The organism is Enterovibrio litoreus, from assembly GCF_045679545.1.
In the GTDB taxonomy this organism is placed as follows: Bacteria; Pseudomonadota; Gammaproteobacteria; order Enterobacterales; family Vibrionaceae; genus Enterovibrio.
This window is the reverse complement of record NZ_CP166194.1, coordinates 1134839-1149842: the sequence shown is the minus strand read 5'-3', so window position 1 is coordinate 1149842 and position 15004 is coordinate 1134839. Positions and strand designations below refer to the sequence as shown.

The window sequence follows — 15004 nt, the reverse complement described above, 5'->3', positions numbered from 1 at the left end:
TGTGACGAACACCATTCATGGCCGTCGTTTTTCAGCATTCGAAGTGTCGCGCATGCGTCCTTATTGCTAGCCTAATGAAATTCAAACCAAATCGCACGGTTTTCATCTCGCCAATCCACCTTCGATCCGCCGCACTAAAACCACCCTCCAGACGGCGACAAACTCAATGTAGGCTAGGCATTCCAACGTGTATCAGGTAATATTTGCGCCATTCTTTCGATTCATTTATCAAAAGCGAACTAACTAAATTATGGCTGCAAACCAACGTAAAATTCTGGTTACCTGTGCCCTGCCTTACGCGAATGGCTCCATTCATTTGGGTCATATGCTTGAGCATATTCAGGCAGATGTATGGGTGCGTTATCAGCGCCTACGTGGCAACATTGTCAACTTCATTTGTGCCGACGATGCGCACGGAACCCCTATCATGCTGAAAGCACAGCAGTTGGGCATTGAACCGGAAGCCATGATTGCGGCGATGCAGAAAGAGCATGAAGCAGATTTCGCCGGCTTTGACATTAGCTTTGACAACTACCATAGCACTCACAGTGACGAAAACCGTGAGCTGGCTTCGTACATCTATACTCAGCTGAAAAACAACGGTTTCATCAACAGTCGTACCATTTCGCAACTTTTCGATCCTGAAAAAGAAATGTTCTTGCCTGACCGTTTCGTCAAAGGCACCTGCCCGAAATGTGGCGCAGAAGACCAGTATGGTGACAACTGCGACAACTGCGGTGAAACCTACAGCCCAACCGATTTGATCAACCCAAAATCAGCGGTTAGCGGCGCAACACCTGTTATGAAAGACTCTGTGCATTTCTTCTTTGACCTTCCACAGTTCGAAGACATGCTAAAAGCTTGGACGACATCGGGTGCGTTGCAAGACGAAACCGCGAACAAAATGGCTGAGTGGTTCGAAACGGGTCTGCAGCAGTGGGATATTTCTCGCGATGCCCCTTACTTCGGTTTTGAAATTCCAGGTGAGCCGGGTAAATATTTTTACGTTTGGCTAGACGCACCAATTGGCTATATGGGTTCATTCAAGAACTATTGTGACAAAAATAGCCATGTTGATTTTGACGAGTACTGGAAGAAAGACAGCACCACTGAGCTGTATCACTTCATCGGTAAAGATATTGTCTATTTCCACAGCCTATTCTGGCCTGCGATGCTTGAAGGCGCTGGATTCCGTAAACCAACCAATGTGTTTGTTCACGGTTACGTCACGGTCAATGGCGCTAAAATGTCTAAATCAAAAGGAACGTTCGTGAAAGCGAGCACCTATTTGAAACATTTGGATCCAGAGTGCTTGCGTTACTACTATACGGCTAAGCTCAACAACCGCATTGATGACCTTGATTTGAATCTGGACGACTTTGTTCAGCGTGTAAACTCAGACATCGTCAACAAAGTGGTTAACCTTGCCTCTCGTAATGCAGGTTTCATCGCTAAGCGTTTCGACGGTAAGTTATCTGCTGAATGTGCTGAGCCTGAGCTTTACGCAGAATTTGCTGGCGCAGCAGAACGTATTGGCGAACTGTACGAGAAACGTGAATTTAGCCGAGCTATCCGCGAGATCATGGCGCTGGCAGACAAAGCGAACCAATACGTTGATGAGAAAGCACCTTGGGTTGTTGCGAAAGAAGAAGGCAAAGATGCCGAGCTTCAAGCGATCTGCTCAATGGGTATTAACTTGTTCCGTGTGCTCATGGCATACCTGAAACCCGTTATGCCTGAACTGGCGTTACGTACTGAAGCATTCTTGAATGAAACGCTAACGTGGGAAGGCATCGCGCAACCGCTGACTGACCATACCGTTAGCCCGTTCAAAGCACTGTTCAGCCGTATCGATCCTAAACACGTTGAAGCCATGGTAGAGACGTCAAAAGAAGATGCTGCAGCAGAGAAAGCGCTCGCGGAAAAAGCAGACGCTGCAAAAGCAAAAAGCCCCCTAGTAGACGAGCCAATCGCGTCTGAAATCGAGTTTGATGATTTTGCGAAAGTTGACCTTCGCATCGCGAAAATCATCTCGTGTGAATCTGTGCCTAAAGCGGATAAGTTGCTGAAATTCCAACTTGACCTCGGTGGTGAGACACGCCAAGTATTCTCTGGTATCAAATCGGCTTATAACCCTGAAGATTTGGTCGGAAAATACACTGTCGTCGTTGCTAACCTCAAGCCACGCAAAATGAAGTTCGGTATGTCCGAAGGTATGATTCTGGCCGCTGGTCCGGGTGGTAAAGACTTGTGGTTACTTGAACCACACGAAGGCGCACAAGCTGGCATGCGTGTGATGTAATCACACAGTTATTTGTCACGAATACAACACAAAAACAAAGAGGGGGCCAATTTGGCTCCCTCTTTTTATCTGTCATATCGCTTGATTTGGGAATAAGAACAACGCGCCCTATACCCGAATAACCTCACAAACCGATCTGCCCACTTTCTCACTCACGTATTGCACCGTATTGGTTCAACAATGCTTCAGTGATGTACACATGACAACCGCGAAAAATTTAACTCATTGTTTTTATTAAACTCAACTGTTGGCATATCTCCTGCAATACCTGTTCAGGCTCTGAATGTGAGGAAAAAGATATGTCACTATTACGCGCAATCACTCCAACTTGGTTAGTACAGCTTGGCAAAAGTGTCTCGAGTACAAAGGAAACCCGTCGCCAACACTACCGTTCACAAATAAGCAGTCTTCGTTCTTTATTGTGGATGCTTCACGAACATAATACGCGCTATGTACGCTGCCCTCAGTCACCGCAAGCGTCTAAAGCAAGAGATGAAATCCTCGAGTTTTGTGAAGAATTGCAAACATCATGCAATAACCCACAGCGCCCACTTTTTCGCGTGCTAAGCGCGCGCATGGAGCAGGCAATATCCTCTTTGCCAAACCAATCAAAAGCAGGCTGGTATGCAATACATCATCGCACGTCTGACCATCTTATCTATATCATCGACGAAATTGCCCGTTCATATATCGCCGAAAGTAAACATGATGCTATGTATGAAGAATACCAGGCGTTTTGGCAAACGTGGATTGATACGAAAGAGTCCCAATTGCGCTTTGAGCAAGCGACTATGCGCTTGATGGAGGGTAAAACCGCTTCTTGGCAATCTGTCAGTTTACAAAGTCGAATTCTTCAAAAGCGCCTTTATCAACTGTCGCTCATTTCGAGTGCAGAAGCGTCACTCGCATTTGACCGCGTCGAAAGTCGTTTTGATTCAGTCATTCGTTCAGAAGAAGGTGATGTACCCGTCTCCTCTTTGATCAAAATCAGTCAAGACCTCAGCGTTATCTTGCTTCACCTTTTTGATCGAGAACTGACTATTCGCACTGATGACGTGCTCGTTAATAAAATGCAGGAAGCTAAGAACATTCAGCACGCGCTGCCAAGCCCCCGTCAAACGGCCTAAAAAGCGCCTCAATCAAGGTTAGCCTTTGTGAGGGAATCAACCTTTTAGGAACGGGACAACCCAAAAACAGAAGGCCAGCAAAAGCTGGCCTTTATATGTGTCACTATCCGCGCTAGGAAGTGCGACGGAACTGCATCACCAGTCGTTTCTGATCGCCCAAGGCATCAAACAACTGCTGCGCTTCGAGCACCGATTCTCGCGCAATACTGATGGTTTCCTGCGACAGTTCAGACACTGATTGAATGTTGCCATTCATTTCATTAGACACTGCAGCCTGCTCTTGTACTGCCGTCGCTATTTGATGGTTACGGTCATTGATATCAGTCACCAGCTCTTGCGAGCGACGAAGCACATCCCCTGCCTGTTCTGCGCTAGCAACGCACTCTTCTGATAGCGTCGTGCCTCGCGCCATCGCGTCCACAGCCTGTTGAGTACCGTTTTGGATTTTCGAGATAACATCTTGTATCTCAGACGTTGATTCTTGAGTTCGCTGAGCCAATGCTCGAACTTCATCTGCAACCACCGCAAACCCTCGACCCTGCTCACCGGCACGTGCGGCTTCAATCGCAGCATTCAGTGCCAGCAAGTTTGTCTGCTCCGCAATACCTTGAATAACATCTGAAACCGCACCAATCCGTTTACCATGTGCTTCTAATTCAGAAATAACACTTGAAGCGGAACTGAGCTGCTTCGACAGATTCTGGATGGCATCGACGGTTTTACCCACCGTTTCCATACCCGCAAGCGTCGCATCTTGCGCTTCAGTCGCAGCGTCGGAAGCACTTTGGGTGTTTCCTGACATGTCGTTCGCAGTGGCGGACATTTCATTAATAGCCGCGGCTATTTGGTCCGTTTCTGCATTCTGCTTATCTAGATTATCTGCCGTTCTCTGACCATTATTTTTCGCGGTATTTGCCGCATCAAGAACTTGGTCACTGCCGTCCATAATTCGACCAACCACAGCATTCAACTCTGCTGCACGCATTTTTAGTGCAAGCTCTATTTCAGACACATCATCGATGGCACCGTTGTAGAGATATTCCATAAGTGGGTTGTCATAAGCATCTTTAGCTAATTTGGTGACACTTTCTAATCGGCGAGTCAACATAAAAATAGCGACAATAGAGAATAGCAATTGGACGGCAACCGACGCTGCAAAGCCTGCAAAGAAACCCGCAGCACCCGCTAGAACAGCACCAGGAACAAACCACATTACGGCACGCTGCCAAAGGCGCGTGCGCGGCATTTTCAATGCTGATGGCGTTTTGCCCGCTAACAGGAGTGGGTACACTTTTTCTGCACGTTCAACCGCTTTGCGGTCTGGCACCATACGGACAGACTGAAATTCGACGATCTGACCATTTTGTTTAATCGGTGATGCAAAAGCGTTAACCCAGTAGTGGTCACCGTTTTTGGCGCGGTTTTTCACCATGCCCATCCATGACCGACCGTTTTTGATGTAGTCCCACATATTCTGGAATGCCGCTGGCGGCATTGATGGATGTCGAACCATGTTATGGGGTTGCCCAATCAACTCGTCTTGGGTATAGCCAGCGACTTCGCAAAACTCTTTACTTACGTATTTGATGATACCGCGCGTGTCGGTGGTAGAGAGCAGGTTGTAATCAGCAGGAAAGCGGACTTCCTTGTCTGTTACTGGATTGTTGACTCGCATACAACGCTACCTTTTTGTGAATGATACATATCTCTAATAAATAATATTAGCCCAATAATTGGGAATGAAATGAAAAGGTTGCGTCTAATTTATGACTTGCATTGAAGGTGAAGTGATAATTGTTTTTTTTCAATTAGTTAAGTCCCACGCACAGTGGGGAATTGATTAAAATCTAATTTACATAACATGTAATTGCGTGGAAAAAGAGAGTATTTCTCCGCCAAATATGCACTACGTTGAATGGAAAAATATAGGCATAAAAAAACCGGCAGTAATATGCCGGTTTTTAATTGCTGTAACAATCAGCCAATATGCGTCAAGCCACCCATATAAGGGCGCAGTGCTTCTGGCACTTCAATGCGGCCGTCTTCCAATTGATAGTTTTCAAGAATCGCTACCATTGTACGACCAACAGCAAGACCTGAGCCATTCAGTGTATGAAGCAACTCTGGTTTGTTCGCCCCTTTACGACGGAAGCGAGCTTGCATACGGCGCGCTTGGAAATCTGTCATGTTTGAACATGAAGATATTTCACGGTACGTATTTTGAGCAGGAACCCACACTTCTAGATCGTATGTCTTCGCAGCACCAAAGCCCATATCACCCGTACATAGGATCACTTTACGGTAAGGCAGGTTGAGTAACTGAAGGACTTTTTCGGCATGACCCGTTAGTTCTTCCAGTGCCGCCATTGAATCTTCTGGCTTGACGATTTGTACCAATTCAACTTTGTCGAATTGGTGCATGCGGATCAAACCGCGTGTATCACGACCATATGAACCTGCTTCTGAGCGGAAACATGGCGTGTGGGCTGTCATGCAAATTGGCAAGTCGGCTTCGTCAACAATGGTATCGCGTACCATGTTAGTCAGCGGCACTTCAGCAGTCGGGATCAACGACATGCCAACGCCTTCTTCTGTTGCAGGCTGAGTATGGAATAGGTCTTCACCAAATTTTGGTAGCTGACCGGTACCGAACAAGCTGTCTGCATTCACTAAGTACGGCACATACATTTCGGTGTAGCCATGCTCAGTGGTATGAAGGTCCAACATGAATTGTGCAATTGCACGGTGCATGCGCGCCATTTGGCCTTTCATCACGATGAAACGAGAACCAGACAGTTTGACTGCGCTTGCGAAATCAAGGCCACCAGACATTTCGCCAAGATCAACGTGGTCTTTCACTTCAAAGTCGTATGTTTTAGGTTCACCCCAAACGGAAATCTCAACGTTTTCAGATTCGTCTTTACCTACAGGGACAGCATCATCTGCAACGTTTGGAACAGATTGCACGATCGCATTCAGTTCGTTTTGAAGTTCAGCCAATTCTGCTTTTGCTGTGTTCAGCGCGTCGCCTAAGTTTTCAACTTCTGCCAGCAAAGGCTGGATGTCTTCGCCTTTCGCCTTCGCCTGACCAATGGACTTGGAACGTGAATTGCGCTCAGCCTGCAGTTCTTCTGTGCGAACTTGTAGCGATTTACGCTTTTCTTCTAAGTCGCGAAGTGTTTCAACGTCAAGCTTAAAGCCACGACGCGCTAGCTTTTCAGCGGTTGCGTCCAACTCGGTACGAAGTAGTTTAGAATCCAGCATGTTAATCCTGTGAATCGTTATCTAACAGTGCCTGAAAAAGACTTAACGCTGCCACGCACTAATATGACAACGCCAATATGAAAGGTTTATGCCCGCTGACTGATGAAATTTCCATCAAAAATAGAGGGTATTAATTGGCTTAAACAATACCCAAAATACCCTCTTTTTCCTAGCGTTTTTGCGGGCTATTTACATCTAAGTGCTCAAGAAATGCTAACTTCTCGGCGATTTTAATTTCAAGCCCACGATTTACTGGTTGGTAGTATCGCGTGCCTTTCATTTCTTCAGGGAAATAGCTCTCCCCAGCCGCATACGCATTTGGCTCATCATGGGCATATCGATACCCTTCGCCGTAGCCCAACCCCTTCATCAACTCAGTCGGGGCATTGCGTAAATGATCGGGGACTTCAAAATCAGGGTGCATTTTGGCATCACGAAGCGCTTGTTTCCATGCGGTATATACTGCATTGCTTTTCGGTGCGCAGGCCAAATAAACTGCAGCCTGAGCGATGGCTCGCTCTCCTTCCGATGGGCCCACACGCGTAAAGCAATCCCACGCACTGATGGCGATTTGCATCGCTCTTGGATCAGCATTTCCTACGTCTTCAGAGGCAATTGCCAACAAACGTCTAGCCACATACAAAGGGTCTCCACCCGCTGTGATAATCCGCGCATACCAATAAAGTGCGGCATCAGGATCCGACCCGCGCACAGATTTATGAAACGCCGAGATCAAGTCGTACCAAAGATCGCCTTTATTATCGAACCTAGCAACTTTCTCTCCTGCCACTTCGGCCAGCAGTTCTAGCGTAATGCGCTTCTCGCCTTTGTTATCCGTTTCTGCCATGTCCGACAGCATTTCGAGATAGTTCAGCGTCATTCTGGCATCGCCAGAGGTAAAGTTGGCTAACTGCGCTTTGACATCAGAGGGGAAATTCAGTTTTTCATTGCCAAGACCGCGGGTTTTATCCGTTAGCGCTTGCTCAATGACCTCTAGAATATCGTCTTTGTCTAATGACTTGAGCTTGTAAACCCGTGCCCTTGAGAGCAACGCGTTGTTTAGTTCAAAGGAAGGATTTTCCGTGGTTGCTCCGATGAAAGTGACAGTGCCATCTTCAATGTGCGGCAGGAATGCATCTTGCTGGCTTTTGTTGAAGCGATGCACTTCGTCAACAAACAAAATGGTTCTGCGCCCAACTAACTTGCTTTCTTTCGCTTTATCAATCGCTATGCGAATGTCTTTCACCCCAGAGGTCACTGCAGAAACACGCTCGATTTCAGCATCAGCATAACCTGCCGCGACTTCCGCTAACGTGGTTTTACCCGTGCCAGGTGGGCCCCATAAAATCATGGAATGAAGCTGCCCACTTTCGAGTGCGCGACGCAGAGGCTTGCCTTCACTTAACAGGTGTTTTTGACCGATGTACTCGGAAAGGTTAGTCGGCCGCATACGGGCTGCGAGGGGGCGAAAATCGTCCGCAAATTCCAGACTGAAATTACTCACAAACAGGACTCTCGGTTAGGGGATGCAAGGTGTTCACGTAGCATGACTAAGTCAAACACCTTGTGCAATAGTGAATACGTGCCTGGGGTCTAGTGGCGAAGGTAAAGCCACCGCCTATCGGGATTATTGGCGTTGGTCGTCCAGCTCTACGCCTTCAGGAACCGTAAAGCGGAAAAGCGACGCGCTTGGCGATACATTTTTGACATTTTCAAGCGCAAAGCGGCTGGTTTGGCCGTCTTGCTCAACAACTGCAAACTCGCTAATGCGACCATCAGGACGCACATCCACAATAAATTCACCCAAATTGCTGGCTTGCTTTGGTGACAACACGAAGGTGTCTCCGTCTTGCTTCACGTTGTAATTATTCCAGTCTTTTGGATCATTGCGCGTCAGCAGCACAAACGGGGTTTGTGAGGTTGCATCGTCCAGCCACATGGCCGTGACTTGCTCGATAAATGGGCTGTAATACCACAGGGTTTTCCCGTCTGAAACCAGCAGGTTCTCGTCAGGAAGCACCGTTTCCCAGTTGAACAAATTAGGGCGCTTCATGGCGAGTTTTCCTTCACCTTCACTGATCACCTCTCCCTCAGGGCTGGTGACTGTCTGTTCAAAGCTGGCTGTGAAGCTATTCAGTTTTGCGAGTCGCGTGTTCAATTCTTGCTGAGGTGTAGCAAACACTGCTGGCGCAACCAGCAGCAAAGACATCAACATCTTTTTCATTCTATTTTATCCAATCAATCTCTTGGTGGCGGTGGCGGAGCCAACACCTCTCGATTCGAGTTATGGCCTGGAGCACTGACGATACCCTGTACTTCCAGTTGTTCTACAATTCGTGCGGCTCGGTTATAGCCAATTTTAAATCGGCGCTGTACGCCTGAGACTGACGCACGACGAGATTCAGTCACAAATTCAACCACCTGATCAAACAGTTGATCCAATTCTTCGCCGTCGGCTGCCTCTCCCGCTTCTCCGGGCAACAAGCCTTCCGCACCTTGATCGCCGTTAGTAATATCGGTGATGTATTGCGGTTTTCCTCGTGCTTTCCAGTTACTCACGACACGGTGAACTTCATCGTCATTAACAAAGGCACCATGAACACGTGCAGGATGGTTCGAGCCGTTTGGCATAAAGAGCATGTCACCCATGCCAAGCAAGGATTCAGCACCACCTTGGTCAAGAATGGTGCGAGAGTCAGTCTTGGTTGATACCGTAAAGGCCATACGCGTGGGAATATTCGCTTTGATAAGGCCAGTAATGACATCAACAGACGGACGCTGTGTAGCGAGCACGAGGTGAATACCCGCTGCACGCGCCTTTTGCGCCAGTCGTGCAATCAATTCTTCCACTTTTTTACCAACGACCATCATCAAATCGGCAAATTCATCGACGATCACAACGATATACGGCAGTTTTTCCAATGACGGGGCAGTTTCATCCATGCTATCACCCGGACTCCATAACGGATCAGGAATAGGATGATTTGCTTCTGCAGCTTCTTTGATTTTTTCGTTGAAGCCGCCGATATTTCTGACACCGAGCATGGACATGAGTTTGTAGCGACGCTCCATCTCTGCCACACACCAACGCAGCGCGTTGCCTGCGTCTTTCATGTCTGTCACCACTTCGGTCAGTAGGTGCGGGATCCCTTCATAAACGGACAACTCGAGCATTTTGGGGTCAATCATGATGAAACGTACGTCTTCAGGGCCAGCTTTATAGAGCATGCTGACGATCATTACGTTCACACCCACTGACTTACCTGAACCTGTGGTACCCGCCACCAGCATATGCGGTGCTTTGGCAAGGTCGGTGACAATGGCTTCACCTGCAATGTCTTTACCCAATACGACAGATAACGGTGACTTCGATGATTGGAAACGCTCGCTGGCAACCACATCAGACATGAACACGGTTTCGCGGCTCGAATTCGGCAATTCTAGGCCAATGTATGGCTTACCCGGAATAACATCGACCACACGCACAGCGCTGGTAGACAGAGATCGGGCAATGTCTTTTGACAGCCCCATGATACGGCTAACTTTGACGCCTGGCGCGAGTTCCAATTCAAAGCGTGTGATGACAGGGCCAGGGAAAATCCCCATCACGGTCACTTTGATTTTGTACTCTTCCAAACGTGTTTCAATAAGACGTGCTTGGTACTGAAGCTCTTCGTCTGATGCACGCGTGGCGGTGTTGCGCGGCGGATCCAACAAATCAATCGTCGGCAAAGGCTCTTTCGGTTTAGGCAAGTTCGGCTCATCTTTGACCAAGAATGGGTGCAAAGCACCCGCCGCGTTCTTCTGCGCCTCACGAATGGTCTGTTGGAATGGGTCTTCATCATCAGGAATGACGGACGTTGCTTGCGCGCGATCTAGTTCTGATAGACCATCTGTGTTGCCGATAGCGATCTCATGGCGCGGTGCATCATCAAGATCGATGTCCAGTTCAACCGAAGGGTCATCTGTCGCGGTAGTCTTAGGTGCGTATTCATCAATATCAAATGGCGGCGTTTCATCAATCGATACAATTGAAGAAGGCTTATCCTCCATCAATATGTCGATGTCACCATTAGGCTGCGTCGTTTCCGCCAAGCCAATGTCGATGTGGTCATGACCAACAACATCGATATCAGCATCAATATCGCCAACTCGATTGTCTGGCGCATGTTCAAAAACGGGAGCGGGTGCAGGCGCAATCTCAACATCAAGGTTAGGTTCCATCCTGATGCTAGGCTCTTTGCGCTCAAAAAACGCTGGCGCAGGTGAATGTATAACAGGCATTCGGCCACTCGCATTAGCATCAAGCGCGTCATTCACACGTTGCACTTTGCTCAAGGCGGCAATGTCTGCCAACTCGCGGTTTTCGTCACCGTTTACTGTTGCAGCAAAGAGTGGATCAGACGAGTCTATATCTGACGTATCAACTGTTGCACCGAGGGTTTGTGGTTTATCACCACGAATATGATTCACAACCCAAGTGACACCACAAAGGGCGCTTTCCCCCAGTGTATCGACAATGGTCAGCCATGATATACCGGTAAACAGCGTAAAACCCGCTGCCCACAAAAACATCAATATTAATGTGGTACCCAAGACATTAAACAACGGCAGAGAGAGCGCGGTCAGTACGTCACCAACAACGCCACCAGAAGAAAAATACCAGAAATCATCGAAGTTCAGGTCAGCCAATGCGGTACTCGTGAGCAGCAGCAGAGCAACACCCAAAATTTTAGTGGCCAATATGGTGTAGTTAAGTGGCTCAGAGTCACCGCGACGACGAAACACGACCCAACCGCCCAGAAGTAACAAGAAAGGCATCGGGTACGCCAGTGTGCCCAACGCAAAGAAAAAGGTATCCGCTACCCACGCACCTGCACTGCCAGCTGCATTTTGTACAGGCCCATCCCAAGCGGTTTGTGACCATGAAGGATCAGAGGAATCGTAACTAAGAAGGGACACCAACATGAACACAGCAGACAAGAGCGCGAGAATCAGTGCGCTTTCTTTTAAACGTTGTTTTCCGTTTAAACGACGTGAGGTGTCTGTCTGTTTCTGCTCCTGACGCAAGAAAAACTCCATTATCACCTATCTTTCAAAATTTAAGCCCCAAAATGGACGCGATGGCTTTATCATTTTACGTTATATGCCGAGGGCATGAATGGGGAAAATGCTTCGTTTACCCTCTCAATGCCGTTACTTTTTCAAAAGTGTACACCAAACAAAAAAACAAACCGAGCAGCAAGCTACTCGGTTTATCGAATATAACACTAATGTCAGCCCTCTTTGTTCGAGGGATGTGAGCTTTTTAACGCGTTTTGATGACCAAATGGTTAGTTTGCTTCACTTCTTCCATGACGACATAAGTACGCGTGTCATTCACACCCGGCAGACGAAGTAACGTCTCGCCCAAGAGTTTGCGATACGCCGACATGTCTGATACACGAGTTTTCAGCAAATAGTCGAAATCACCCGATACCAAATGACACTCCTGGATATCTTCGAGCTGCTGAACGGCCTTGTTGAACTGTTCGAACACATCCGGTGCGCCACGGTTAAGCGTGATCTCTACAAATACCAGCAGAGATGCATCGAGGAACTGAGGGTTCAACAATGCTGTATAACCACTGATATAACCTTGTCTCTCTAGGCGACGAACGCGCTCAAGACAAGGGGTTGGCGACAGTCCTACTCGCTTAGACAGCTCGACGTTTGAAACGCGACCATCTTTCTGAAGCTCGTTAAGGATATTTCTGTCAATGCGATCCAATTCCTTGGAGGGTTTCTTTTTGGCGTCAACCATTTTTTATTCCACCTTTTTACGTCCTTGCAATGTTAAATGCCATTTTTATTAACATAAGTTATATATTTAGCATCAAATCCGTCTTTTCGCGAACTATACTAGCTCTAAATACAACAATACTACAAAACAACAGCCAATAACTCTACATCGAAGCGAGGAATCAGGATGATCATTGGTGTACCTAAAGAGATTAAGAACCACGAATATCGTGTCGGCATGGTCCCAGCCAGCGTTCGCGAGCTAGTGTCCCGTGGCCATGCTGTGTACATCCAGTCACAGGCAGGCATGGGCATTGGCTTTAGCGATGATGATTATATCAATGCTGGTGCTTCTATTCTTCCAAGTGCAGAAGAAGTGTTTGCCACTGCTGAAATGATTGTCAAAGTTAAAGAGCCGCAGGCCGTTGAACGTGCCTTGCTTCGCGAAGGGCAAATTTTGTTTACCTATTTGCACCTTGCACCAGATTTTCCACAGACACAAGACCTTATCAAGAGCAAAGCTGTCTGTATAGCCTATGAAACCGTAACAGATTCTAAAGGTAGATTGCCACTTTTGGCGCCGATGTCGGAAGTCGCTGGCCGAATGTCTATTCAGGCTGGCGCACAGGCTTTGGAAAAATCTCGCGGCGGCGCAGGCATGCTTCTAGGTGGCGTGCCAGGCGTAGAACCCGCGAAAATTGTGGTCTTAGGTGGTGGTGTCGTGGGCTCTAATGCAGCACGTATGGCTGTGGGTATGCGCGCCGATGTTTCCATCTTAGATCGCAACATTGATACACTGAGAGCGCTAGATGAAGAGTTTCAAGGGCGCGCGAAAGTACTCTATTCAACAGAAGAAATTCTTGAAAAACACGTTCTCGCCGCAGATTTGGTCATCGGAGCAGTGTTAATTCCCGGTGCAGCAGCACCAAAATTGGTCACCGCAGAACATATAGCGAAAATGAAGCCCGGCTCTGCCGTTGTCGATGTCGCCATTGACCAAGGTGGTTGTTTTGAAACCTCACATGCCACCACTCACGCCGACCCGACTTATATCGTTGATGATGTGGTGCACTACTGCGTCGCAAACATGCCTGGCGCTGTGGCACGTACCTCTACTTTTGCTCTGAACAACGCGACATTGCCGTATATTGTGAAGCTCGCAAATATGGGGTATCGCGACGCATTACTCAGTGACGATGGCTTACTGAAAGGCTTAAACGTGATCAATGGTCAAGTCACGATTAAAGAAGTAGCAGATGCTTTCAATCTCGATTATATCGATGCAAGGGCAGCGCTGTCGTAAACCTCGTTTGAACACGACGTAATACGAGATAACACAATTCCATGAAGGGCACCGCAAGGTGCTCTTTCTTTAGCAACACATTTTCCCTACAATCTCCCTCATTACATAACACTCAATCCATCCGGAGAAATAATGAGCAACGTAAAGCATTCAAGCCTTCTTATCCTAGGTTCAGGCCCTGCAGGTTACACCGCTGCAGTCTATGCTGCTCGCGCCAACCTTAAGCCAGTCATGGTGACAGGGATGCAACAGGGCGGTCAGTTGACGACCACCACAGAGGTCGAGAACTGGCCGGGTGATGCAGAGGGTCTGACCGGCCCCGCTCTGATGGAGCGCATGAAAGAGCATGCAGAAAAATTTGATACTGAGATTATTTTCGATCACATCAATGAAACCGATCTGACTCAGCGTCCTTTTCGCCTAAAAGGCGACAGTGCTGAATACACCTGTGATGCGCTGATCATTGCCACCGGCGCTTCTGCTCAATACTTAGGTATGGAGTCTGAAGAAAACTTCAAGGGCCGTGGCGTTTCCGCATGTGCAACCTGTGACGGTTTCTTCTATCGCAATCAAAAAGTGGCTGTCATTGGTGGCGGTAACACAGCAGTAGAAGAAGCCCTGTACCTGTCTAACATTGCATCTGAAGTGCACCTGATCCACCGTCGTGATACTTTCCGCGCCGAAAAGATCTTGGTTAGCCGTCTAATGGATAAAGTGGAGAACGGTAACGTTGTTCTGCACACCGATCGTGTCCTTGACGAAGTACTGGGTGACGATATGGGTGTCACTGGCGTTCGCATCAAAGAAACCCAATCTGACGCAACAGAAGATCTGGAAGTGATGGGCTTATTCGTGGCTATTGGTCACAAGCCAAACACCAGCATCTTTGAAGGCCAACTGGACATGCACAATGGCTACATCAAAGTGCAATCAGGCCTTGAAGGCAACGCCACCCAAACCAGCGTTGAGGGTGTGTTCGCAGCAGGTGACGTAATGGATCACATCTATCGCCAAGCCATCACTTCTGCCGGTACAGGTTGCATGGCGGCACTGGATGCAGAGCGTTTCCTTGATGCGTTAGAAAGCAATAAGTAATTCGCGTTTTTAGGCCCATTTATGGGCCTATATTTTTGCCAATTTAGCCTTCCTTTACTCCAAGGCAACCATTGAGATTTCATCACTGAAGTCATGCTCAGGTGCCGTGGAATAATAAAACCAAGAAGTAGT

The 15004-nt window shown here is 47.8% G+C and carries 10 protein-coding genes; 4 read left to right on the top strand and 6 right to left on the bottom strand.

Annotated elements, in window-relative coordinates:
• Positions 1-250 precede the first annotated feature (250 nt).
• Both metG and AB8599_RS05030 read left to right on the top strand, forming a co-directional pair.
• A complete protein-coding gene (metG, locus tag AB8599_RS05035) occupies positions 251-2302 on the top strand; it encodes a methionine--tRNA ligase (RefSeq protein WP_407332681.1) in 2052 nt (683 codons plus the stop codon).
• Between the two features lie 299 nt (positions 2303-2601).
• Entirely contained in the window at positions 2602-3429 is an 828-nt protein-coding gene (locus AB8599_RS05030) for a hypothetical protein (RefSeq protein WP_407332680.1), read from the top strand.
• 112 nt (positions 3430-3541) lie between these two features.
• Here AB8599_RS05030 and AB8599_RS05025 read toward each other — a convergent pair whose 3' ends face one another.
• From AB8599_RS05025 to lrp, 6 genes are all read right to left on the bottom strand, one after another.
• Complete coding sequence (locus AB8599_RS05025) at positions 3542-5104, bottom strand: PAS domain-containing methyl-accepting chemotaxis protein (protein WP_407332679.1); 1563 nt, start codon at positions 5102-5104, stop codon at positions 3542-3544.
• 302 nt (positions 5105-5406) lie between these two features.
• Positions 5407-6693 (bottom strand): serine--tRNA ligase, encoded by a 1287-nt coding sequence (serS, locus tag AB8599_RS05020; RefSeq protein WP_407332678.1) that lies wholly within the window; start codon positions 6691-6693, stop codon positions 5407-5409.
• Positions 6694-6862: 169 nt separating this feature from the next.
• The gene (locus tag AB8599_RS05015; protein ID WP_407332677.1) at positions 6863-8197 is read right to left on the bottom strand and encodes a replication-associated recombination protein A; all 1335 of its coding nucleotides are present in this window, start codon (positions 8195-8197) and stop codon (positions 6863-6865) included.
• Between the two features lie 123 nt (positions 8198-8320).
• Entirely contained in the window at positions 8321-8917 is a 597-nt protein-coding gene (gene lolA, locus AB8599_RS05010) for an outer membrane lipoprotein chaperone LolA (protein ID WP_407332676.1), read from the bottom strand.
• 14 nt (positions 8918-8931) lie between these two features.
• Entirely contained in the window at positions 8932-11775 is a 2844-nt protein-coding gene (locus AB8599_RS05005; RefSeq protein ID WP_407332675.1) for a DNA translocase FtsK 4TM domain-containing protein, read from the bottom strand.
• A 226-nt stretch (positions 11776-12001) separates the two neighbouring features.
• A complete protein-coding gene (gene lrp / locus AB8599_RS05000) occupies positions 12002-12496 on the bottom strand; it encodes a leucine-responsive transcriptional regulator Lrp (RefSeq protein ID WP_016961524.1) in 495 nt (164 codons plus the stop codon).
• Between the two features lie 165 nt (positions 12497-12661).
• Between lrp and ald the strand changes: the two genes are divergently transcribed.
• Both ald and trxB read left to right on the top strand, forming a co-directional pair.
• The gene (gene ald, locus AB8599_RS04995) at positions 12662-13777 is read left to right on the top strand and encodes an alanine dehydrogenase (protein ID WP_407332674.1); all 1116 of its coding nucleotides are present in this window, start codon (positions 12662-12664) and stop codon (positions 13775-13777) included.
• A 132-nt stretch (positions 13778-13909) separates the two neighbouring features.
• The gene (gene trxB, locus AB8599_RS04990; RefSeq protein ID WP_407332673.1) at positions 13910-14872 is read left to right on the top strand and encodes a thioredoxin-disulfide reductase; all 963 of its coding nucleotides are present in this window, start codon (positions 13910-13912) and stop codon (positions 14870-14872) included.
• The last annotated feature ends 132 nt before the right edge of the window (positions 14873-15004 follow it).